Annotated in this window: 21 protein-coding genes and 1 riboswitch; of the genes, 5 read left to right on the top strand and 16 right to left on the bottom strand. The window is 39.5% G+C overall.

Annotated elements, in window-relative coordinates; translation table 11 throughout:
• Window positions 1-21: 21 nt before the first annotated feature.
• Window positions 22-891 (bottom strand): amino acid ABC transporter substrate-binding protein, encoded by an 870-nt coding sequence (locus DL92_RS0107485; protein ID WP_026667324.1) that lies wholly within the window; start codon window positions 889-891, stop codon window positions 22-24.
• A gap of 256 nt (window positions 892-1147) precedes the next feature.
• Between DL92_RS0107485 and DL92_RS0107480 the strand changes: the two genes are divergently transcribed.
• From DL92_RS0107480 to DL92_RS0107460, 4 genes are all read left to right on the top strand, one after another.
• Window positions 1148-2191: an ATP-binding protein gene (locus DL92_RS0107480; protein WP_026667323.1), complete on the top strand. Its 1044-nt coding sequence runs from the start codon at window positions 1148-1150 to the stop codon at window positions 2189-2191.
• A gap of 19 nt (window positions 2192-2210) precedes the next feature.
• A complete protein-coding gene (locus DL92_RS0107475) occupies window positions 2211-2624 on the top strand; it encodes a GNAT family N-acetyltransferase (protein WP_034468655.1) in 414 nt (137 codons plus the stop codon).
• A gap of 83 nt (window positions 2625-2707) precedes the next feature.
• The gene (locus DL92_RS20690; protein WP_081816852.1) at window positions 2708-3712 is read left to right on the top strand and encodes a GNAT family N-acetyltransferase; all 1005 of its coding nucleotides are present in this window, start codon (window positions 2708-2710) and stop codon (window positions 3710-3712) included.
• Window positions 3713-3988: 276 nt separating this feature from the next.
• The gene (locus DL92_RS0107460; RefSeq protein WP_034468653.1) at window positions 3989-4546 is read left to right on the top strand and encodes a hypothetical protein; all 558 of its coding nucleotides are present in this window, start codon (window positions 3989-3991) and stop codon (window positions 4544-4546) included.
• A gap of 117 nt (window positions 4547-4663) precedes the next feature.
• Here DL92_RS0107460 and DL92_RS0107455 read toward each other — a convergent pair whose 3' ends face one another.
• The 15 genes from DL92_RS0107455 to arfA all read right to left on the bottom strand — a co-directional run bounded on the left by DL92_RS0107455 (window position 4664) and on the right by arfA (window position 21495).
• Complete coding sequence (locus tag DL92_RS0107455) at window positions 4664-5380, bottom strand: DUF6036 family nucleotidyltransferase (RefSeq protein ID WP_026667321.1); 717 nt, start codon at window positions 5378-5380, stop codon at window positions 4664-4666.
• Entirely contained in the window at window positions 5373-5936 is a 564-nt protein-coding gene (locus DL92_RS18590; protein ID WP_051625259.1) for a helix-turn-helix domain-containing protein, read from the bottom strand. Before DL92_RS18590 ends, DL92_RS0107455 begins: the two co-directional genes overlap by 8 nt.
• Before the next feature lie 166 nt (window positions 5937-6102).
• Window positions 6103-6567 carry a 6,7-dimethyl-8-ribityllumazine synthase gene (ribH, locus tag DL92_RS0107445; RefSeq protein ID WP_026656274.1) on the bottom strand — a complete coding sequence of 155 codons (465 nt, stop codon included), beginning with the start codon at window positions 6565-6567 and terminating at the stop codon, window positions 6103-6105.
• Window positions 6568-6714: 147 nt separating this feature from the next.
• The gene (locus DL92_RS0107440; RefSeq protein ID WP_026667320.1) at window positions 6715-7911 is read right to left on the bottom strand and encodes a bifunctional 3,4-dihydroxy-2-butanone-4-phosphate synthase/GTP cyclohydrolase II; all 1197 of its coding nucleotides are present in this window, start codon (window positions 7909-7911) and stop codon (window positions 6715-6717) included.
• 14 nt (window positions 7912-7925) lie between these two features.
• The gene (locus DL92_RS0107435) at window positions 7926-8567 is read right to left on the bottom strand and encodes a riboflavin synthase (protein ID WP_026656276.1); all 642 of its coding nucleotides are present in this window, start codon (window positions 8565-8567) and stop codon (window positions 7926-7928) included.
• Window positions 8552-9655, bottom strand: coding sequence for a bifunctional diaminohydroxyphosphoribosylaminopyrimidine deaminase/5-amino-6-(5-phosphoribosylamino)uracil reductase RibD (gene ribD, locus DL92_RS0107430; protein ID WP_026667319.1), 1104 nt, complete (start codon window positions 9653-9655; stop codon window positions 8552-8554). Before ribD ends, DL92_RS0107435 begins: the two co-directional genes overlap by 16 nt.
• Before the next feature lie 359 nt (window positions 9656-10014).
• Window positions 10015-10128: riboswitch (FMN riboswitch) on the bottom strand.
• Window positions 10129-10173: 45 nt separating this feature from the next.
• The gene (locus DL92_RS0107425) at window positions 10174-11754 is read right to left on the bottom strand and encodes a glucose-6-phosphate isomerase (protein WP_026667318.1); all 1581 of its coding nucleotides are present in this window, start codon (window positions 11752-11754) and stop codon (window positions 10174-10176) included.
• Between the two features lie 193 nt (window positions 11755-11947).
• Window positions 11948-12643, bottom strand: coding sequence for a 5'-methylthioadenosine/adenosylhomocysteine nucleosidase (locus DL92_RS0107420; protein ID WP_026656279.1), 696 nt, complete (start codon window positions 12641-12643; stop codon window positions 11948-11950).
• 24 nt (window positions 12644-12667) lie between these two features.
• Window positions 12668-13147 (bottom strand): S-ribosylhomocysteine lyase, encoded by a 480-nt coding sequence (locus tag DL92_RS0107415; RefSeq protein ID WP_026656280.1) that lies wholly within the window; start codon window positions 13145-13147, stop codon window positions 12668-12670.
• Window positions 13148-13158: 11 nt separating this feature from the next.
• Window positions 13159-14025, bottom strand: coding sequence for a MurR/RpiR family transcriptional regulator (locus tag DL92_RS0107410; RefSeq protein ID WP_026656282.1), 867 nt, complete (start codon window positions 14023-14025; stop codon window positions 13159-13161).
• Between the two features lie 77 nt (window positions 14026-14102).
• On the bottom strand, window positions 14103-16022 hold the full coding sequence (locus DL92_RS0107405) for an EAL domain-containing protein (protein WP_026667317.1): 1920 nt from the start codon (window positions 16020-16022) through the stop codon (window positions 14103-14105).
• A gap of 99 nt (window positions 16023-16121) precedes the next feature.
• Window positions 16122-17207, bottom strand: coding sequence for an undecaprenyldiphospho-muramoylpentapeptide beta-N-acetylglucosaminyltransferase (locus DL92_RS0107400; protein WP_026656284.1), 1086 nt, complete (start codon window positions 17205-17207; stop codon window positions 16122-16124).
• 77 nt (window positions 17208-17284) lie between these two features.
• Window positions 17285-18379, bottom strand: coding sequence for a hypothetical protein (locus DL92_RS18585; protein WP_034468651.1), 1095 nt, complete (start codon window positions 18377-18379; stop codon window positions 17285-17287).
• A gap of 14 nt (window positions 18380-18393) precedes the next feature.
• The gene (locus tag DL92_RS0107390) at window positions 18394-19917 is read right to left on the bottom strand and encodes an MBOAT family O-acyltransferase (RefSeq protein WP_026667316.1); all 1524 of its coding nucleotides are present in this window, start codon (window positions 19915-19917) and stop codon (window positions 18394-18396) included.
• A gap of 69 nt (window positions 19918-19986) precedes the next feature.
• A complete protein-coding gene (gene arfA / locus DL92_RS0107385) occupies window positions 19987-21495 on the bottom strand; it encodes an arabinosylfuranosidase ArfA (protein WP_026656287.1) in 1509 nt (502 codons plus the stop codon).
• Window positions 21496-21658: 163 nt separating this feature from the next.
• Here arfA and DL92_RS18580 point away from each other — a divergent pair, with 163 nt between their 5' ends.
• Window positions 21659-22585, top strand: a complete 927-nt coding sequence (locus tag DL92_RS18580; protein WP_051625258.1) for an alpha/beta hydrolase — start codon at window positions 21659-21661, stop codon at window positions 22583-22585.
• The last annotated feature ends 10 nt before the right edge of the window (window positions 22586-22595 follow it).

Here is a 22595-nt window from a genome sequence, read left to right as displayed (position 1 = left end):
ATTCACCGTCTTTTTGCACTGTCAGTGTGCAACTGTTATATCCTCTCCGAAGTACTTCTCTGAAATGCTCTTAAGTGTTCCGTCATCGCGAAGCTCTTTAAGTGCTGTGTTAACTGCTTCCTGAAGATCGCTGTCATCTTTTCTGATAAGGATTGCAGACTCTGTTGCTTCATCGGAAGTTGCTACAACCTTTGCATTTGCATCAGGCTGGTTTGCCTTGTAATCAAGGAAAGTAACGTTGTCATTTACTGTCGCATCCGCACGTCCCTGAATAACAAGCTGGATTGACTCTGAAAATCCGTTTGTTGAAACAATCTTGCCACCGTAGCTCTCTGCAAGTTCTGCCCAGTTACTTGTAACTGTAAGTGCAACATCTTTTCCCTTGAGTTCTTCAAAGCTGTTTATATCTGTGTTGTCACCGTTTACGATTACAACGCCGTATACATATGTATATGGATCTGAGAAAAGATATTTCTCTTTTCTCTCATCTGTGATTGAAACCTGGTTTGCGATGGCATCATACTTTCCTGCATCAAGACCTGCTATGATTCCGTCCCACTGAGTCTCTGTAAACTTTGCTTCAAGGCCGAGCTTGTCTGCTATAGCCTGTGCAACTTCGATATCAAAACCTGTGAGCTTATCACTTTCATCATGGAATGAATACGGTGCGTAAGTTCCTTCTGTTGCAAATGTGATATATCCGTTTTCTTTTGCTGTCTCGTAGGTTGTCTTTGCTCCCGCTTCTTTAGCCTGTCCTGCTTCGCTTCCTGCCTCCGCTGATGCTTCTCCTGCTGTATTTGCCTCAGCTTCTGCCACCTCCGCATTTCCGCATCCTGTAAGTATTGTTCCAAAAACACTGACTGTTAATAGTGCTGCTGCTAACTTTTTCATAATATCTTTTCTCCTATACTTCTGTAATTCTCTGTCCGCTTGGGATGGAATCATAGTATCATCGGAGGCGCCTGTTGAAAATTCAATACATTTTATCTCTAGCAATAAGGATTCATTATCGCGGGATATGGTATGAATCATTCACTGCTATGAGTATTTGATGCAAAGTATATAAAAGTATATAATTTAATAAAAAGTATATAGAAGTATATAAGCATTCACAAAGTATATAAATGTATATAGAAAGGAGCCACACATGGAACGAAATCCTTTTGTTATAAATTTTGGAAAAGTCCCCAGTCAGTATATAAGCAGAGAGCTGATAATCGATGAGATTGTTCAGGAGATGACTGACGAAGATTCGCAGAATACTTGCTTCATGCTCACAGGAACCAGAGGAAGTGGTAAGACTGTAACCATGACCGCAATTGAGAAAAAGATTTCCGCGTCAGAGGACTGGATCGTAATAAGGCTTAACGCCGAGAGAAATATGCTCGAAAGCTTAGTAGGCAAGCTATATGACAGCAGAGAATTCGTGACAAAATTTGTTGATGCAAATCTTAATCTTTCGAAGTTCGGAATTGGCCTTAATATCAAGACCAAATCTCCTGTTGCAGACATTGAATCCGCGCTCGAGATAATGCTGAAAGAAGTTCGAAAGAAAAAGAAAAAAGTTCTAGTAACTGTCGATGAGGTGTCAAACACCGCCTATATGAAAGAATTTGCGAGCAGCTTTCAGATTCTTATAAGAGAAGAACTGCCTATTTTCCTACTGATGGCAGGCCTTTATGAAAACATCAGCAATTTGAAAAACGCAAAGAATCTCACTTTTTTATACAGAACACCGCAATATGAGATGGAGCCGCTTAACCTTACTTTAATTGCTGCGAAGTATTCAAAGGTATTCGGAATCGATAGAGAAAAAGCAATGGATATGGCACTTATTACAAAGGGCTATCCCTTTGCTTATCAAGCCTTGGGTAAATACATCTGGGAAGAAAAAAATCATGAATTAACCGAATCTGTACTTATAAAATTTGATGAAGCACTTAGTCACTATGTTTATAAGAAGATGTGGTCAGAGCTGTCCGAAAAGGACAAATGGTTTATGTCATTTATAGTGAAAAAAGATGTCATGCCTGTTTCCGAACTGCTTGAACTAACCAAGCAAAAGAAAAACGAGTTCTCACAGTACAGGGAAAGGCTTAGAGATAAAGGACTTATCGATGTTTCAGGCAGAGGAATGATAAAACTTACTTTGCCCAGATTTGATGTATTCGTAAAAAATGAATTGAGATAATTTTTTCCGGAGGATAACTATGATAAGACTCGTTGAACTCAAAGATAAAGAATCATGGTACTCCCTCGATAAGCATCTACCTGAAGCGGTATTTGATGAAAAGGTAGCATGCAAGCAGGGGTATGTTTATGTTGAAGATGAAAAGGTTATCGGTGTGCTTAGATATAACCTTTTCTGGGACAATACGCCGTTTTGCACAATGCTCTTTATTGATTCTACTTATCGCAGTAAAGGCTACGGAAAGCAGATGATTGAATACTGGGAACAGGATATGAAATCACAAGGCTACGGAATGATCATGACATCTACTCAGGTCGATGAGGATGCACAACATTTTTATCGCAAGCTTGGTTACAAGGATTGTGGCGGATTTATCGTAGATATTCCGGGATATGAGCAACCTATGGAAATGATCATGATAAAGAAAATATAGATGCAATATGACTTACATTAAATAAAGTCAGCTGAACATTGTTTTTTGACATTTCTACATACTAACAACACGAGGATAGCATAATGACAGAAAAAGAATTATGGGCAGAGTTTTGCTCAAAAAAGAATGTTGATATAAACACACCTTACGAAGCATGGGGCTTTGGAGGTATAGAAGAAAGTGATACTGATAAGCTTGCAGAATTGGTTTTACAGGGAAAGAAGTTTGGAACTGCAAGTTCATATGATGAATATGTCATGAAGGATATTACGGATGAAATTCCAAAAGTCGGAGATTACAGTGTAATCCTGAACAGCAAGGATGAAGCCGTTTGCGTAATCAGAGACTATGACGTCTATATCAGACCTTTTGGCGATGTACCGCCCTTCCATGCTTATGCAGAAGGCGAAGGCAATAGGTCGCTAGAGTATTGGCGCAATGTTCACACAAATTTTTTCAAAGAATGTCTTGATGAGACAGATATGCCTTTTAATCAAGAGTCCAAAATAATATGTGAGAAATTCAGCGTTGAATATATTCCGGGCGAAAATCTACCGGATGAAGAACTTCTTTTTGTTGAACCTTCCATGAATTTTGAAAAAGAAATAGCGGCATATAGACAGGAAATGCTTGATGCTGATTCTTCTTTTGACGGATGTTTTTCTATGAAAAGAATGCCAAATATAAAAGAATATGTTGATCATTGCATTGAATGGGCTAATCCCAGAAGGGAAGCAGATGAGCGTGGAGCCTGGGGAAATGTGCTTCTGGCCATAAGAAAGTCTGATATGAAAATGGTTGGCTGCATGCAGGTTCACAACGTTCTCACTGAGAGAATGAAGAATTATACAGGACATGTTGGATATTCTGTTCGCCCATCAGAAAGAAGAAAGGGTTATGCAAAAAAAATGCTTGCTAAAGCAGTAGATTTTCTTTCGAGCTTTGGTTTTGAAGAAATCATTGTCAGTTGTCTTCCTGAAAATGAATCAAGTAAAAAAACTATTCTTTCTAACGGAGGCGAATATATAGAGACCGTTTTCTTGGATGAAGATAAGGTCTATCTGGAAAAATTTAAGATTAAAATTTGAGCCAGAGCAAAAAAAATTCTGAGAGGATTATGGGACAACTTAAGTGAGATAATTCTATCATCAAAACCATTAAATGAAAGTTTAAGTTATTGGAGTAATGATATGGGATTATTTTGGGTTGGGATATCTTGTCTTTTGGTAGCAACTGTAATGATGCTACTTCAATATGGGTTTTATGCTTTTTTGATAATAATATTTATCATTTTGCTTCTTTCTTCTCGAAAGAAATGATGTGCAAGAAATACATGCAAAAAAATGTTAGTGGGTAATTATTTTATGAGAAGAAATATATTGTTTATTATTGTGCTTACGGGAACAGTACTTCTTGCGGGATGTTCAAAAACATCGCCGGAGGATGGCAATATCCTTGTTATTGAGGAGCAGCCTGCAGAGGCAGGAGTTGAGTTTGTGACTGTACATGGACTTAAATATGTGATTCCGGAGGGATTTGAGGATGCTTCGGTACATCCCGAAGGTTATGAGAAAGGTAATGCTGCAGGCGGCTATACTCATACATATAAGAATGAAAGTCTTGGCATGGAGATTGAGGTAGCTGAGTACGTCTGGGCAAATGTGCCGGTTGAAGCTGAGAACAAAGAAGAATTCTTAAAGAAACAGTATGATAGTTCTGTAGGAGCTGATTTCGAGTCAGAGATAGGTGATGATTATTTTTATAATTCAATACTTGATGTAGCAGGCACACGCACTTATTTCCGTGAAATCGTAACAGATGATGCAGCATTTGATATTACAATAACTTATACAGACGGTGACAGTGAAAGCGAAGCTGTAAAAGATGAATTTATTAATTCATGCACTATAGATAAAGAATGATGGGATAATGAAAAGTTTCGGTTTGATATTGACCTGTCTTGGGGATATCTGTACCCTGATTCAAGCTAGTTATGGATGATATTGATATGAGAAAAACACAACGTAATACGAGTATTATTATTTTTGCTTTCTCTCAGATGCTATCTTCTTTGCCCTTTCCAGTACCTCTGACAAATTATCAGAAGATAACTGTTCTCCATATGCTTCCGCGTTTTTGAGGAGCTGAAAGTTTTTCCTCTCGCTACTTCGTTCCTCATCATAGAGATTTTTTAAATCTATGGAACTATAGATTTCATCTAAAAAAGCCACTGCCTCTTTAGAATGCTGTAAAGAATCGATACTTCCGTATAGATTTTCCACTGCGGTAATGATATCCTCTTTACTTATTTTTTCTTCTGAGATGACCCCAATAATATCAGACCTGTCATATTTATAAGGACGCAGTGAAGCTAATTTCATTGCAATAATATATGGTCCGGGCATAGTTCTGACATGAAGAATATTTGAAAAGGTTTTATATGGAATTGAATATTGCGGTATCTTATCAGAATATGAGCGAGTCTTTTTAAAATCATCATTGAGCCAACCGCTTTTTAATCCATTTTCATCACCAACAATATTTATGGCATCTTTCATAACAGAAGATGCTCTTATAAATGCATCTATATCTGTTGTTGAATTACGGAAACCAAATCTTGATACAATTGCTGCTCCACCTATCAATATAATTTCCGCATCAGTATATTTTCCATTAAGCTTTCTAAACACTTTACCTACTTGTTTAAGATAATTATCCAAATTTTCTTTTGAATAAAAGATATCATTATCAGCCATGTATCACATCTCCCTCGACAATATTGAATGCTAAAAATTCAGGAATAGCATCTTTTTCCATTTTTTTCAGAAGCGAATTTTTATTGGTCAACTTTTTTTCTATAACCGCATCAATAGGATAAATCTTTTCTTTTAATTTTTGACTTCTGATGTAGTTGTAGTTTGTACATTTGGGAATATCATTTAATCTGCTGAGATAATCAACCATGGCAACCATATACATTGCCTCAGCGTAGCAACATAATCTCCAAAAGTGATCTATCTTCTTATCTTCCAGAACCTCAATAACATACTCGACCTGGCCCATACGATTCACCAAATGGCATTGTTCACTCTTGAATAATGTGAATGTATATTTCTGATTGCATAAAAAGACTAAATCTTCCACTGATAAATCCAACGCTTTTGCTATTGGCAAAACTTTGCCCAAGGCACAATTATTTATATCAGATTTGCCATTCACCAAATTATATACTGTCGGATATGATACTCCGGATAATTCTGCCAACTTGTATAAAGAAATTTTCTTATTTTTTATATACTCGTCTATAAGCATATCTTCTACCTCGCACTCATTATATACGTTGTCGTATATATCTCTTGTCCAAATTATATACGCTAACGTATATAGCAGTCAACATTAATTATATACGTCAACGTATATATGATAAAACAAAAAAATCCGAGACTTTTACATCCCGGATTTTCTCGCGTATATCTTTTTACCCCAAATTTCTGATAAGATTAACCATCTCAATAGCGCCCTGTGCGCATTCAAAGCCCTTGTTTCCTGCTTTTGTGCCGGCTCTTTCGATTGCCTGTTCGATATTGTCTGTTGTGAGGACACCGAACATAACGGGAATACCGCTGTTTAAGCTAACCTGCGCAACTCCTTTTGAAACTTCCGCGCAAACGTAATCATAGTGTGATGTCGATCCTCTGATAACGGCGCCGAGGCAGATAACTGCATCATACTTGCCGCTCTTTGCCATCTTGTCAGCGATAAGAGGAATCTCAAATGCGCCGGGAACCCATGCAACTTCAATGTCATCATCATTTACGTTCTCTCTTTTAAGCGCATCTACGGCACCACCAAGAAGCTTTGACGTGATAAATTCATTGAATCTTGCTACTACAATGCCTACTTTAATTTTCTCCGATACCAGATTTCCTTCATAAACTCTCATATATTTTTCTCCTTATCAATATTTATGAATTTGTATTTAAATGTTGTCAGGGACTAAACTCTATCAATTGCAAAAACTATGTTAGCCCCTGAGTTCATTGTGGTCCCATTTATTAAAATCTCAATATAATCGCTATTTCCGAATCGGTCACACCTTCAGGATATGCCCCATTCGGATTTTCTTTGTCTGAAGATAAAATTTATCATAAGGATTGGCTTCTATCTCGATAGGAACACGATTTGCTATCTCAATTCCGTAGTCTTCAAGCTGATATACCTTATCAGGATTGTTGGTCAAAAGATTAAGTGACCTAATTCCAAGTTTTCTGAGTATCTGTGCTCCTGTGTAGTATTCACGCATATCTCCGGGGAATCCAAGCGCAAGGTTTGCATCAAGGGTATCTGCTCCCTCATCCTGCAATTTGTAGGCTCTGAGCTTATTTACAAGCCCGATTCCGCGTCCTTCCTGACGCATGTACAAAAGAACTCCGCGTCCCTCTTCAGCGATCATCTTCATCGCCTTATCAAGCTGCTGTCCGCAGTCACATCGCATCGAACCAAAGACATCCCCCGTAAGGCACTCGGAATGCACTCTGCAAAGAACATCTTCTCCGTCTGAGATATCTCCCATAACAAGCGCCACGTGATGCTCACCGTTTATCTTGTTAATGTAGCAATGAGCCATGAATTTTCCGTATTTAGTCGGCATGTTTGCGATTGAAACACACTCTACAAGGTTATCGTAAATCTTTCTGTACTCAGCGATATCGGCAACCGTTATGTACGTAAGGTCATGCTCTTTTGCAAACTCCTTAAGATCGCCCTCGCGCATCATTGAGCCGTCATCCTTCATAATCTCGCAGCACAGTCCGCATTCCTTAAGCCCTGCGAGTTTAAGAAGATCCACTGTTGCTTCCGTATGCCCCTGTCTTTCTATAACACCACCACTTTTGGCAACAAGGGGAAAAAGATGTCCCGGCCTTCTTAAATCATACGGATCACAATCATCAGATGCACACATCCTTGCAGTCATTGCTCTCTCATCTGCGGATATTCCCGTCGTTGTGTTCTTGTGATCGATTGAAACCGTAAATGCCGTCTCATGGTTATCCGTGTTGTTATTGACCATAGGATTAAGGCAGAGCCTGTTTGCAATTTCTTCGCTTATCGGCATGCAGATAAGCCCGCGTCCGTACTTTGCCATAAAGTTTACGGCTTCACCCGTCACATTCTCAGACGCACATATAAGATCCCCCTCATTCTCTCTTTTCTCATCATCAGCAACTACAATTACTTTTCCTTCTCTCAAATCGGAAAGTGCCTTCTCTAAAAGCTGCTTATCCATTTCTGCTATCCTCCTTAATAAAACCCGTTCTGTAAAAGAAATTCTTTCGTGATACTTCCGTTATCTTTATTTATCTCGCAAAATTTTTTTATGTACTTTCCAATAATGTCTGTTTCTAAATTGACTTCGTCCCCAACTTTTCTAACACCCAAAACTGTTTCTTTTAAAGTGTGAGGAATGATCGAGACGCTGAAAGATGATGCGCTCATCTTTGCAACCGTAAGGCTTATGCCGTCTATTGCTATCGAACCTTTTTCAACAATTCCATCAATAATGCCGGCAGATGCCTTTATCTCGAACCAGACAGCATTTCCGTCATTTTTTATCGAAGCTATCTTGCCGGTTCCGTCTATGTGTCCCGAAACCATATGACCGCCAAATCTCCCTTGAGCACTCATGGCTCTTTCAAGATTTACGGGACTTCCCGTTCTTAGTTTCATAAGGCTCGATCTTGAAAAGGTTTCATTCATAACATCGCAGGTAAAAGAGCTGTCGGTATAAGTTACAACCGTAAGGCAGATGCCGTTTACCGCGATACTGTCACCGATATTTACATCTTCCAAAACCTTTTTACACGATATGCACAGGGTGCTTTCCTTAGAGCCTTTAGATATACTCTTGACTGTCCCCATTTCCTCAATTATTCCGGTAAACATTTATACTTAACCTCGCTTTCTATAAGCAGATCATCTCCGATTCGGGAGATATCGGTGACATTAAGTTCTATTGCCTCATCCGGTTCATCTATAAAAATGCCTGTTACAGGACTCTTTCCCATTCCTCCGAATATCTTAGGTGCCATATATGTGTAAACTTCATCAACTATGTGTGCTCTAAGCGCGCTGTTATTAAGTGTTCCGCCGCCTTCAAGGAGTATTCCGTCAATACCAAGGTCTCCAAGTTTTTCCATCAGGATGTTTAGATCTATTCCCTTAGAGTTCATCGGGACATTTACTATCTTGCAGCCCTTTTTCTCATATTGGGAAAGTTTCTCTTTATCTTCTGAAGCGGTAGCTATTATTGTCTTATTTGTATCTGCTGTCCGGACAACCTTTGAATCAAGCGGTGTCCTTAGGTTCGTATCGCAGATTATCCTGACGGGATCTCTGTGCGGCGTATCAAGACGGCAGTTTAGCATCGGATCGTCGGCAATAACGGTAGATACTCCGACCATTATTCCCATTAGTCTGTTTCTCAAGACATGTACTTCTTTCCTTGATTCTTCACAGGTTATCCACTTTGATTTGCCTGTGTCTGTCGCAATCTTGCCATCTGCTGTCATCGCATATTTCATGACTACGTAAGGGCGCTTTTTCAAAATATATTTATTAAAGACTTTGTTTAATGCTGTACACTCGTCTGCAAGAACTCCCGTTACAACTTCTATTCCGTGATTACGAAGTATCTGTACCCCTTTTCCCGCAACAAGTGGATTTACATCAAGTGCGCCCACGACAACTCTCTTTATGCCGTTTTCTATGATTGCCTCGGTACAAGGTGGTGTCTTTCCGTGATGACAACACGGCTCAAGTGTCACATATATGGTTGCACCTTCGGGAGACTCACTGCAGTTTTTAAGTGCGTTTCTCTCTGCGTGAAGTTCTCCGAATTTTTCATGATATCCTTCACCTATAATTACGCCGTCTTTTACTATGACAGCTCCTACAAGCGGATTTGGATTAACAAAACCGGTGCCTTTTTTTGCGAGCTCGATGGCTCTTTTCATATATAATTCATCATTCATTTGTTGACCTCTGTTGTGGTATATGTACTAAAACTTCTAAGTGCTCTGGAAAAAAAATGAGCCCTGAACAAAAAATGTTCAGGGCTTAAAATAAACTACTGCTGTATGGGATATGTACTAAATTCGAAAAAAGCTCATTAAGTACATCCCCATGGCTCGCACTAAGCTCGTTAATACCTCGCTAAGTGCTCTGCTCAAAAAAACACCCTGAACAATTTAATTTGTTCAGGGTGCTTATAAGCTTTTTATTCAACTGAGCTTTGCTTAATGATGTTCTGCTCTCGGCATAAATGCCTCGCCGGAACTAAGTTCGATCACAGAAATCAAAGATTTCTTATCTCACTTATCGCTAAGTGCTCTGCATACTTCTTCCATCCAGACTATACTGTCGGCATCGGAATCACACCGATTCTGCCTTGCGGCTCGTGGGCTATACCACCGGTAGGGACTTTCACCCTGCCCTGAAGTTTTTATTAAGTTACTGCTATTGTAAGCAGATTAATTCGTCATGTCAATGATCAAATGTTCAAAAGCTTTGCATACTCAGTAAGAGCGCCTTCTGTCTCGTGTGCAAGAACTCTCTTTGCAAGTACCTTACCAAGCTGAACACCTTCCTGATCGAAGCTGTTGATGTTCCATACAAATCCCTGGAACATAACCTTGTTCTCAAAGTGAGCAAGAAGTGCACCGAGTGACTTAGGATTGAGCTCATCACCGATGATGATACTTGAAGGACGTCCGCCCTTGAAGTTCTTGTTGAGGTTATCATCTTTTTTTCCACATGCAAATGCAACGATCTGAGCTGCTACGTTAGCGCAGAGCTTCTGCTGGCTTGTGCTTCCCTGAATATCAACATCATTCTGAAGCTGGCTGTTCTTAAAGCCGATGAACTGAAGAGGAATGATGTCTGTTCCCTGGTGAAGGAGCTGGTAGAATGAGTGCTGTCCGTTTGTTCCGGGCTCACCGAAGATGATAGGGCCTGTTACATAGTTGATAGGCTCACCGAAACGGTTTACGCTCTTTCCGTTTGACTCCATGTCAAGCTGCTGAAGGTGAGCGGGGAAACGGCTAAGTCCCTGTGAGTAAGGAAGAACCGCTGTGCTTGAGTAACCAAGTACGTTGCGCTCATAAACTCCGATAAGTGCATCGAGCATAGCAGGGTTTTTCTTAAGATCTGCATTTGCAGAAAGCTTGTCCTCTTCTGCAGCACCGTCAAGGAACTGCGCAAACACGTCAGGTCCGAAAGCAAGTGAGAGCACTGCTCCGCCAACGCCTGATGTTGAAGAGTAACGTCCGCCGATGAAGTCATCCATGAAGAATGCTTCAAGGTAGTTCTCGCTCTTTGCAAGAGGAGATGTCTCTGATGTAACTGCGATCATGTGCTTGGAAGGATCAAGTCCTGCCTTCTTAAGCGCATCTGTAACGAAAGACTCGTTTGTAAGTGTTTCAAGTGTTGTTCCTGATTTTGAAACCAGGATAAAGATTGAATGAGCAACATCAATGCTGTTAAGTACAGCAGATGCATCATCAGGATCTACGTTGCTGATGAATTTTGCTTCCATCTTGAAGTTGCCTGTTCTGTGTGCCCAGTTCTCAAGTGCAAGATACATAGCGCGAGGACCAAGATCACTTCCGCCGATACCGATCTGTACAACAGTTGTGAACTTCTCTCCCTTTGCGTTTGCAATCTCACCTGAGTGAACTTTATTTGCAAAATCTGCGATTCTCTTCTGTTCTTTTACATAGAATTCCCTTTTATCAACTCCGTCAGCTTCTACCTTGTTTCCAAGCTGTCCCCTTGTAAGCTGGTGGAGAACCATTCTCTTTTCCCCGGTGTTAATAACTTCACCGTTATAAAGCGCCTCAAACTTCTCGATAAGCTGTGTCTCTTTTGCAAGCGCATCAAGAGCATTGATAATATCATCATCAACTTCCTTGGCTGCGTAGTTGTATGCAAGGCCGGCTGCCATAGGAACAGAGTACTCTTTAACTCTCTTAGCTCCGTTCTCCCCGGACATAGCTTCAACTAAATTAACGTGTTTGATACCTTCAAGATCGTTATAGGATTTAATTGTATCAAGATTGTTCCAACTAACCATTATAAAATCCTCCTGTTTGGCGCGTGAAATTGGGTTTCGCCATTCGTCTAAAGTTTATCAAAGATATTTTTCCTAATCAAGCGATTACAGAAAAAAATGACTTGGATCATGAGCGATTTTCTCATAAATCCAAGTCATTTATATGTTTTAATCTATAAGCTGTCAGAAAAAAGCTGATTAAATCTGCAATTTCTTAGAGCTCTGCGATTATCTCCATTACGATAGCTGCGCAGTCTTTTGCTGCCTTAGCTTCGAATGTGGGATAATCAACTTCTGCGCCTCCGTCAGCCTTATCTGAAATTGCCCTGATGATAAGAAAAGGAGTGTTGTTAAGGTAGCTTGCCTGTGCGATTGCTGCACCTTCCATCTCTGTGCAAAGTCCGCCGTGTTCTTTGATTATGGCGTCCTTAACTTCGGCGCTACTGATAAACTGGTCTCCGCTGCAAACTCTTCCTTCGAAAACTCCGATATCGGGAGCTGCCTTCTTGATTGATGCCTTTGCCTTTTCTCTGAGCTCTTTGTCTGCTTCGAATGTAGCTGCGCCGATCTGGGGAATCTCGCCCTTCTTGTATCCGAATACTGTGACATCAACATCGTGATAGCAAGCATCTGTTGAAAGAACTATATCTCCGATATTTATATCTGCGTTAAGCGATCCTGCGATTCCTGTGTTGATCACGTGTGTTACGTTAAACAGGTCGATAAGGATCTGTACGCAGATTCCTGCGTTTACTTTACCGATTCCGCTTCTTACTACAACTACTTCAGTGTTTCCGATTGTTCCTTCGTAAAACTCCATGGAAGCTTTTTTTACGGTATTTTTCACTGTCATGTTGCTCTTTAAGGTTGCAACTTCAACCTCCATGGCACCAATAATTCCAATTTTCATATATTTTTTCTCTTTCTGTCTTAATTATTCGGGATAAACAAGGTGCTTATCCGTGATGTTATAAAGTGTGTTATCAAGATATCTCTTTGCAAGGAAGTTTGCCATTCCAAGGTTCATATCAAGATAATTTCCGCAATCTCTTGCGCTTGCTCCGGGAACTTCTCCCTTGAAATCGCGCATAAACTCGAACATTCTTGTGACAAGAGGAACGATATCTTTTGAATCAAGGTCTCCTGCAAGAACTACGTAAAAACCTGTTCTGCAACCCATAGGTCCAAAGTAAATTGTTCTGTCCTTGTACTCTTCGTCGTTTCTTAAAAATGTTGCTCCAAGATGCTCCATTGTATGAACTTCCGCTGTGTTCATAACAGGCTCTTTATTGGGTGCTGTCATTCTAAGATCGAATGTTGTTATTGTCTCCTGTCCAACTTTATCTTTTCTCGAAACATAGATTCCCGGTTCAAGATCAAGGTGGTTGACTGTAAAACTAGCTATTTTTTCCATTACTGTTCTCCTCACTCCCACTGTGGTTCTGAAAATATCTCGTATGACAATGCGAGATACTTCTCTATTTTATCATAGTCGCGATTTGCTATCGCGGTGTACAACGTATCTACCAGGAAAAGCTGTGCAAATCTTGAGCTTGTTATTCCGCTCTTTTTATCAATCTCAGGTGAGGTCGCAAAAAGAACATAGTCACATCTGGTCGTAAGCGCGTTATTGCCAAGCTTTGTTATGGCAATGGTCGTTGCTCCCGCATCCTTTGCGGCTGTGAAAAGCTGCATGATCTGCTTGTTTCTGGCATTATCGCTAAAAAATATAGCAACGTCCGCAGGTCCTATCTGCGAAACGGTCATCAGGCTAAGATGCTGATCCTGATTAAATACAACATTATAATGAATTCTGAGTAATTTGCAATAAAGATCGTATGCGGCAAGTCCTGCCGTACCTACGCCAAATATCTGTATCTGCTTGGCATTTATTATCTTATCTACTGCATCATTAAATGTTCCTGCGTCAAAAAGCCTGTACGTAGTCTGTACTGCCTGAACGCTTGTAGCGCAGATGTTATCTGCAATCGATTGAAGCGATGTATACTCATTGACATCCTTAAATGAAATCTTCGGTCCTTTATCAGCTACTGTAAGAGAAGAATTTGCTTCCGTATAGTAAGCATTCTTAAGGTCTTTAAGACCGTCATAACCAATAGCCTGTGCAAAGCGCGTCCATGCCGCCTGCGTAGTTCCGGACAAACGTGCAAGATCTTTTATAGGATATTGAAAAAGATCATCCTTCCTCTCGAGAATATAATCCGCAACTTTCTTCTCCGATGAAGGAAGTGCGTTATAACAACTCTTTATTCTCTCGCTGACAATATTCATACAGAATGCCTCCATTAATAATTGCACCTTTTAAGTATAACGTAATTAAGGATATATTGAAATAAATTTTCACAAACTCATTCAAAATTTTCTCTCTCCAAAAACTCGGAAAGTTGCTCTATAGGAATGGGTTTGGAGTACTTATAACCCTGAAGGTATCTTGCATACATCTCTTTACATCTGTTCTGGTCATTATCATCCTCTACACCTTCGTAGAGAACATCATATTTCATGTCATTAAACATGTGCGCCATGTGTGTTACCATGGTCTTTGACTTATTATCGGATCCGCTTGCAATTACAAGCGAACGGTCGAATTTGATTATGTCAAAAGGAAGCTCCATGATTCTTTCCATATTGGAGTAGCCGGTTCCAAAATCATCAAGATAGAAGGTTATTCCGCTATCCCTAAGTTCAAAGAGTTTTTCTTTTAGAGCCATGAAGTCTTTTTCATTCTGACTCTCTGTAATCTCAATTGCCACCTTATCAAACGGGATTCCCGCGTCACGTACTATCTTGGTTATGTTCTCACAAAAATCTTTTTCCTTAAAATCAAGTATAGAGAAATTGACTGATATTCTCTTGATGAAATATCCATCATCAAGCTGTCTTCTTATCTCGTTACAGGTCTTTGAAAAGATGATAAGACTGAGAATATGGATATAATGGTGTTTCTCTGCAATGGGAATGAATCTGTCCGGAAATACCATTCCAATTTTCTCAAGCCTCAGTCTCATAAGAGCTTCTGCGGTATCAAACTTTCCTGTTTCTATGTTATATACAGGCTGGCAATACACAAGTACGCGAGGATCTCTTAAATCTTTTCTACTGTTGATATCAGCAAGCTGTTCAACTATGTATTTGTGGCTCTTATATCTTTCAACATCCTCATCATTGACATAATGAATTTCATTTTGAAGCATCCTGTTTTCTACATAATCTATCATCTGTATGTAGTCATCAGCCTTATCAAGCTCATCCATGGTACGAATGATCACCATCTTGTAATCCTTCTTATAGATTGCGTATTGTTCATTAAATGTGCTGATGATATTGTCTATTCCCTTAGAATAATCCGAGTTTATGGCAAGCCGAACAGAGAGCGCTATTTTTCCTTCTGCAACCTGAAATAGTTTGGCTCCTTTAAACATATATGTGCTTACTTCTCTGATCGTATCTCTCATTTCTTTAGGAAACTTATATCCCTTACGGTCGCCTTCAGTAATATGGAGGAAAATAATAAGAAGATCATCCTTTTTCTTTAATGCATTCTCAATGTTTTCAATAAGTGAATCTGCATGAAGCGAGCCCGTCTCAAGATTGTACGGGTTGGAATGCATAAGATACATTATTGCTATTGCAGGGAAAATCAGTGTTGATATAGTAAATGATTTTTGATCGTGTTTCTGCTGAATGCAAGTGATCACAAAAGACATGAAGATAGAAGCATATAGGGCTATTACTACAGGCCTATACATATGCTTACCAAAACGTATCAATATGCAAAGTATAAGAAATGCGAAAAGAAGATAACCGCATGCCGGGATATATTGTCCGGGCTGAATATTCTCATAATCGATGATACTAAATCCAAACCCAAACATCATTCCAAGCAGATCTACAGATGCAAAGACAGTAAAAACCGCGATTGAAATAAAGTCAATCATCCGCCCCGTTGATTCAGGGAGTTTCATTTGATTCTTTATATATATAAGATAAAGTGCAAGCGCGAAAAGAACAGAAAAATGAGTAATGTATTTTTCAATGTAGAGTAAAAATACAGGATAATCTCCAAGTTTACCCATATTCTGGCGAAATACAAGATTTGAAATTGCCGCAATGAGCGTACACAGCAATATCACCTTAAACATCTTAAATTCAGAACTCTGCCTGATATAAGTAACACGAATAAGAATTGCCATAACGATGATTACCGCCATGACAATAATATCGCCTACCGGACTGTATCCATTAACATAAGATGTGATATCTATCATATTCGCACCTCAAACTCGAAAATACTCTACCATATAATGATAACCCTTATGATGTAAATACAAATAAAGTCCCTATTAAGATTTGATAAAAAATTTCAGCTATTGAATTTTTAATTCATTGTCTATAAGACCGACTATAGTGTCAGTCGCACTGTGAAGATTACTGTTCCTCATGTTTTCTATATATTTCTCACGGTTCTCGTAAAGATCTTCTATTGATTCAACAAGTATATCTTCATCGAGGTCGTCATTGTCAATAACAATTGAGAATCCCTGCTGTTCAAATGACCTTGCGTTTAGCATCTGGTCACCTCTGCTTGATTTGGTTGAAAGAGGTATCAGTATATTTGGCTTTTTGAGCGCAAGAAGCTCGCAGATTGAGTTTGCACCGGCTCTTGATACAACAATATCTGCCATCGCAAAAATGTCTTTAAGCTCATTCTTTACATATTCAAACTGCTTGTATCCGGGAAGAGTAAGCTTTAAGTTATCCATTTTCTCTTTTCCGCAGATATGAACAATATTGAAGTTCGGTAATAATCTTGGAAGAGCATATCTGACTGTTTCGTTTACGGATTGTGCTCCCAAACTTCCGCCGATTACCATAAGTACCGGCTTATCATCTTCAAAGCCGCATAATTTCTTACCTTCAGCGGCATCACCCATTCCAAGCTCGTCTCTTATGGGCGTTCCTGTGAGCACTGCCTTCTCCGCAGGGAGAAGCCTCATTGTCTCAGGGAAGTTACAGCAAATCTTGTTGGCACCTGCAATGCTGAGTTTGTTGGCAAGTCCGGGGGTCATATCGGATTCATGCACGATATAAGGTATCTTAAGCGCGCCTGCAGCTCTTACTACCGGCACACTTACAAAGCCTCCCTTAGAAAAAACTATGTCAGGCTGTATCTTTTTTAATATTTTCTTTGCTTCTGCAAATCCCTTTAATACTCTGAAGGGATCCGTAAAGTTCTTCGGATCGAAGTATCGTCTGAGCTTTCCTGTTGCTATTCCGAAATACGGTACGTTGTAGTCCTCTATCAGTTTCTTTTCTATTCCGCTATATGAACCAATGTAATAGATATCATATCCGGCTTTTCTTAATGCGGGGATCAGCGCGATGTTAGGTGTAACATGTCCTGCGCTTCCGCCTCCTGTAAGTACGATTTTTTTTGTAACAGAATCACTCACGATTATTCCTTCTTCCGTAAAAAAATTCTTAACACTGTGCAGATAGTATACCATTTTTTTTGCAAATAAACTATATATTATTCTGTCATATCATATACAAAACGGTCTTCTGCTTCATATTCCGGCATTATTTTTTTAACTATCTTTTCAGATAATGCCTTTACTTCATCAAGTTTTTCCTTGTAATTGCTCTCAGTAAGCTCGTTCTGCCCATCAATGATCTTATCGAGCATGAACTTATTTATGTCAGGAGAAAAATGTATCGAATCCATGTAGTTATCAAGGTTTGTCACTATTTCTTCTTCGCCCTGGAAACAGAAAACTTTCGCATTGTCATATTTTAAAAGTTCCTCTGTCATCATCTTCTCGCTTTGGATAAATGCGTCTCTTTCGCCTGTCCTAACGGCTCCGTCCCACCAAAGCATTGAATATGCGGGATAGAAGAAAACGAACTTTGTATCAGGGTGCTCTCTTACTTGCTTTGTAAGTAGTTCAATATTTTTCAACACTTTATCTTTATGCACATCTTTATCAAGCATTGGAACTACATTCTTTTGCCGGAAGTAGATCGAAAGAGTCTGATCGGCTCCAAAAGTTTTCCACTTCGCCCAGTTATAGGAAAGTCCCTCGTCGTAGTCTCCCATAAATGAGTTTGCAACCTGATACGGTATCTTTTCGAACAACACGTCCTTATTAAACAGATAATTCACATCATTTATAGGGTTCTTATCATAGAGATACATCGGACACCCCGCTGCTTCAAAGGTTGTCTCTGCATCTGCGACAAGCGACGACGGATCTATGTTATAAAAGACATAGTCAAGGTCATGATTCTCATATGCAATATCCAATAAATAACAAAGATCTGCCGTTGCGCCGTATGATCTTATTGCCTTTATCGACTTAACACCGTAAGCATCATCATACCAGGCATTGTCGTTGTTCTCCATTACAGAAGATCCCACCAAAAGCGCGTTGTAATCAAAATTCCTAAGTGTTCCCACGCACTGGTATTCCTTGTCATTTAGAACCGCCTTAAGACCGCACCAGGGCTTGTGGTAATGATAGAACGGGTCAAAAAATACAACAACACCCGCGATAAGCACGGCCACTGCAAGTACAGCCACAAGGAATCTTTTTATAAACTTTTTTGAACTGTTTTCTTTTTCCATATTCTCTAAAAAAATCAAAACTGAAAATAAATAAACGTACTTACTGCCGACAATGATACGAACGACCACAGGAAAAGAACTGTGATTCCAATAAGCGTCTTTTTATCAAATGTTGTTGTTTCTATTATTTCTTCCGTGTTCTTTCTCGTGATGATAAATCCGCTTACCGCAAGATATACCAACATAGTGATCATATAAATCATATTTTCATCTATTCCGCCAAGTTGAGACAGGAACTGTCTGAAAACGTAGTTTTCCGCGATATCAAGGTTTGCGGCAGTTCTTGTAAGGAATCCCGGATAAGTAAAGAAGAACAGTCTTTTAAACATTGCCAGTGCTTTTTCCACAGATTCCGATCTGAAGAATATAAGCGAAGCCACAAAAGCTATAAATGTCATTACTCTTCCAAGTGCCTTGGGAATTACGAGTAACGGTTCTTTTCTAAAAAGGAATTTTCCTTCTTTCTCGGTACTTACTATTCCAAGATCATCCCATACTACCAAAAGTCCCTGCATAAGTCCCCAGCAAACATATGTCCAGCCTGCTCCGTGCCAGAGTCCGCTCAAAATAAAGACTATGAGGACATTTACTATCGTGCGGTATCTTCCTTTTCTGCTACCACCAAGAGGTATGTAGACATATTTGATAAAAAAGCGCGACAAAGTCATATGCCATCTCTGCCACAACTCTTTTGCGGACGCTGCCTTATAAGGTGAATTGAAGTTTGTAGGAAGCCTGTATCCAAGCATTAGACTGATACCGTTTGCCATGTCGCAATATCCGGAAAAGTCGAAGTAAATCTGGAAAGTATAGGCAAGCATAACTGCCGTAACAGTCAGAGTATCAAGATAATATGTCTGCTCAAAGCCGTAGTTTACTACTCTTGAGAGAACATCCGCCAAAATTACTTTTTTTGAAAGACCTATTACAAAAGACATAAGTCCACCTGCGAATTTCATGGAATCGTAGGTCCTAAGTGACTTATCCCTGAACTGGTCAATCATCTCCTTATGGAATGCGATAGGTCCCTGTATAAGCTTCGGGAAATAGACAGTGTAGAGCGCATATTCGATGAAATTGTAGTGTGGTGCTTCACCATTTGCCCTGTCAACAATATAAGAAATCTGCCCAAAGGTAAAAAAGCTGATTCCTATGGGCATGATTATCTTATCAACTGTCAGTCCCGTTTTTAAAACTGCGTTGAGATTGTCGGCGAAAAAGCCAAGATATTTAAAGTAGAATAGGAGTCCTAAATTAAATAGCACTCCTATTACCTTTATGAGCTTTTTGTAAAAAAATATATTTCCGGTATTTCTTGAATCTATCTTGCTTACAAGCGCACTTAGTGCATAGTTAACGCCAATACTTACAAAAAGAATGATCAGGAAATCCACACCGAAAGTGTAGTAAAAATACAATGACATGATGATAAGTAATACGTCTGCCACCGTATATTTCTGTAATTTATTAAGTGTATGCCAACCGATCATCAGTATCGGAAGAAATACCAATATAAACGTAAATGAATTAAAACCCATTAATACTCTCCGTTTTCTTACATCATAGAGAGTATACCATATTGTGAAAGAAATTTTTATAATTTCTGATCAAACTTTAAGTCTTATAACGTTCCAGCTTCTTGCGGGAAGTGTTGTCTTAAGCACTCCATTCTCGTTTGTTGCTGCATTTGTGTTATCTGAAGGCTTTACTTCATCAGGATTGTTTTCTGTATTTCCTGCCTTAACATCTTTGTGAGTAAGTACGCTGTGTTCTACAACTTTGTAGTCCGCAAACTGTCTTAAGTCGCAGGTAAGGTCAAAGTCATCCTCAAGGTCCTTGTTTACGGCAAATATAGTAAGTGCGCCGTTTTCCTCATCACTTACTACTACAGAATCAACATAGGGAGCATCTCCGTGCTTTGACTCATAAGCAGGCACCTTAACAATTGTATTAAGAACCTCGCCTCTTCCGTATCTGCTTGCCTGCATGAATGGATAGAAGATTGTGTGCTTAAACACGCCGTTATCGGTTGTTGTTATAGGGCTGAGAACGTTTACAAGCTGTGCAAGACAAGCAATCTTTACTCTGTCTGCGTGTCTTAACAATGTGATCATCATTGAACCTACAAGAAGAGCATCTTCAAGGTTGTAATCTTCTTCAAGCTGATGTGGATGCTCAGTCCACTTCTCAAGCTCTGCATCTTTTTTCTTTGAGTGATACCATACGTTCCATTCATCAAATGAAAGATTTATTGTCTTATCGGATCTCTTTGTAGCCTTTACGCAGTCACAGATGCTGACGACGCTCTCAATGAACTTATCCATAGATACGCTGCTTGCAAGGAAGTTGGGAGTATTGTCCTCTTCATTGTCATAATATGTGTGAAGTGAGATGTAATCTACATTGTCATAACTGTTTTCAAGAACGACTCTCTCCCACTCGCCGAATTTAGGCATTCCGATTCCTGAAGATCCGCATACTACGCACTCAATCTCAGGATCGATCATCTTCATAAGATGTCCCGCACGTCCTGCCTTAAGTCCGTACTCTTCAGGTGTCATATGTCCAATCTGCCAAGGTCCATCCATTTCATTTCCAAGGCACCAGAGCTTTATCTTGTATGGATCCTTAACTCCGTGCTTGATTCTGAGGTCACTGTAATATGTGCCTTTCTCAATGTTGCAGTATTCAACAACATTCTTGGCATCTTCGATTCCTCTTGTTCCGAGGTTTATCGCATACATGGGCTCTGAACCCACTTTTTTACACCAGTTCATGAACTCATCAAGTCCGAATCTGTTGCTCTCGATTACTCCCCATGCAGGCTCAAGTCTCGCAGGTCTCTCATCTACAGGTCCTACGCTGTCTTCCCATCTAAACGCTGAGACAAAATTTCCCCCGGGATATCTTACTACAGGTACATCGATCTCTTTTACCAGCTCAATAACGTCTTTTCTAAATCCGTTCTCATCAGCAAATTGGCTGTCCGGCTGATAGATTCCTTCATAGACCGCTCTTCCGAGATGCTCGATAAAAGAGCCGTAGATTCTTTTGTCCACCTTTCCTACGGTAAAACTTTTATCTATGCACAATGTTACTTTGTTTTCTTTTTTCATTTTACATTCTCCTAAAATAGTTTATATTTATATAAATATAATATTCCATTCTTTGCAAAAAGAAAACCAAAAAATGCTTCTATCCGTAAAAAAAATGATAATATATATTGGAGAGGCTTAAATGATGATGCCCTTAAAACTTTACACACGAGGTATTCTTTAAATGAGCAAAAAAAATTCAGTTCTTAAATTCGGCATTTTCTCTGCATTTCTTGGTGGCGCTTATGCTCTCACCAATTATATCTATAAGCTTACATCCGTACCTGTTCAGCATACCGACGAAAGTCCCGATTATGATAAAGCTGTTACAGCCGGAAGAATGTTCGTAAGAAATCATAAAGATAAACAGGATATGTACATAGACAGTATCGACCGTCTTAAGCTTCACGCTACCTACATTCCTGCAAGCAGTAACTCGCACAGATACGTTATTCTTGTTCACGGAATCAAGGACAACCATGAGTATAACGGAATCTACGCGCAGTACTATCTTTCACTTGATGTAAATTGTCTTCTTCCCGACCTTCGCGGATTTGGAAAGAGTGAGGGAAAGTATGTCGGATATGGCCTTGATGACAGGCTTGATATAATGGAATGGATTTATTGGATTATAAAAAGAGATCCACAGGCATCGATCCTTCTTCATGGAATGTCTATGGGTGCGGCAACGGTCCTTATGACAACAGGTGAACACCTTCCGGAAAATGTAAAAGCCGCTATCTCAGACAGTTCTTATTCAAATTTAAGAAAGCAGTTTGCAAAAACATATAAGACTATGAAAGGCTCCTTCATTCCGGCTCCTATCATAGTCGCACTTGCAAGATTTATAATATATCTTCGCTCGGGATTTGATATTAACGATGTAAGACCGATTGATGCGGTTTCTAAATCAAAGACTCCCACACTTTTCATACATGGTGATGAAGATGCGGTGATAGATCCCCAGATGTGCTCTCGTCTTTACGAAGCTGCAAAATGTGACAAGATGTATTGCATAATCCTTGGATCGGGGCACATTCAGGGAGTAGTTACAGATCCCACAAATTATTGGGGTAAGATAAGATCTTTCCTGTCAAAGACAGACTTCTAAAGAAATACTG

It is taken from the genome of Butyrivibrio sp. AE2005 (assembly GCF_000686965.1).
Lineage (GTDB): Bacteria > Bacillota > Clostridia > Lachnospirales > Lachnospiraceae > Butyrivibrio > Butyrivibrio hungatei_A.
Note: the sequence above shows the minus strand (reverse complement) of the source record. Positions and strands in the feature narration are given on the sequence as shown.

Excerpts from the sequence above, each read along its gene's own strand:
- DL92_RS0107390 (WP_026667316.1), bottom strand. The coding sequence starts at position 19,917 with ATGGGTTTTAATTCATTTACGTTTATATTGGTATTTCTTCCGATACTG.
- DL92_RS0107440 (WP_026667320.1), bottom strand. The coding sequence starts at position 7,911 with ATGGATAAGCAGCTTTTAGAGAAGGCACTTTCCGATTTGAGAGAAGGA.
- ribH (WP_026656274.1), bottom strand. The coding sequence starts at position 6,567 with ATGAGAGTTTATGAAGGAAATCTGGTATCGGAGAAAATTAAAGTAGGC.
- DL92_RS0107425 (WP_026667318.1), bottom strand. The coding sequence starts at position 11,754 with ATGGTTAGTTGGAACAATCTTGATACAATTAAATCCTATAACGATCTT.
- DL92_RS18580 (WP_051625258.1), top strand. The coding sequence starts at position 21,659 with ATGAGCAAAAAAAATTCAGTTCTTAAATTCGGCATTTTCTCTGCATTT.
- DL92_RS18590 (WP_051625259.1), bottom strand. The coding sequence starts at position 5,936 with ATGCTTATAGACGAGTATATAAAAAATAAGAAAATTTCTTTATACAAG.
- arfA (WP_026656287.1), bottom strand. The coding sequence starts at position 21,495 with ATGAAAAAAGAAAACAAAGTAACATTGTGCATAGATAAAAGTTTTACC.
- DL92_RS0107475 (WP_034468655.1), top strand. The coding sequence starts at position 2,211 with ATGATAAGACTCGTTGAACTCAAAGATAAAGAATCATGGTACTCCCTC.
- DL92_RS0107435 (WP_026656276.1), bottom strand. The coding sequence starts at position 8,567 with ATGTTTACCGGAATAATTGAGGAAATGGGGACAGTCAAGAGTATATCT.
- DL92_RS0107480 (WP_026667323.1), top strand. The coding sequence starts at position 1,148 with ATGGAACGAAATCCTTTTGTTATAAATTTTGGAAAAGTCCCCAGTCAG.
- DL92_RS18585 (WP_034468651.1), bottom strand. The coding sequence starts at position 18,379 with ATGGAAAAAGAAAACAGTTCAAAAAAGTTTATAAAAAGATTCCTTGTG.
- DL92_RS0107460 (WP_034468653.1), top strand. The coding sequence starts at position 3,989 with ATGAGAAGAAATATATTGTTTATTATTGTGCTTACGGGAACAGTACTT.
- DL92_RS0107405 (WP_026667317.1), bottom strand. The coding sequence starts at position 16,022 with ATGATAGATATCACATCTTATGTTAATGGATACAGTCCGGTAGGCGAT.
- DL92_RS0107415 (WP_026656280.1), bottom strand. The coding sequence starts at position 13,147 with ATGGAAAAAATAGCTAGTTTTACAGTCAACCACCTTGATCTTGAACCG.
- DL92_RS0107410 (WP_026656282.1), bottom strand. The coding sequence starts at position 14,025 with ATGAATATTGTCAGCGAGAGAATAAAGAGTTGTTATAACGCACTTCCT.
- ribD (WP_026667319.1), bottom strand. The coding sequence starts at position 9,655 with ATGAATGATGAATTATATATGAAAAGAGCCATCGAGCTCGCAAAAAAA.
- DL92_RS0107420 (WP_026656279.1), bottom strand. The coding sequence starts at position 12,643 with ATGAAAATTGGAATTATTGGTGCCATGGAGGTTGAAGTTGCAACCTTA.
- DL92_RS0107485 (WP_026667324.1), bottom strand. The coding sequence starts at position 891 with ATGAAAAAGTTAGCAGCAGCACTATTAACAGTCAGTGTTTTTGGAACA.
- DL92_RS20690 (WP_081816852.1), top strand. The coding sequence starts at position 2,708 with ATGACAGAAAAAGAATTATGGGCAGAGTTTTGCTCAAAAAAGAATGTT.
- DL92_RS0107455 (WP_026667321.1), bottom strand. The coding sequence starts at position 5,380 with ATGGCTGATAATGATATCTTTTATTCAAAAGAAAATTTGGATAATTAT.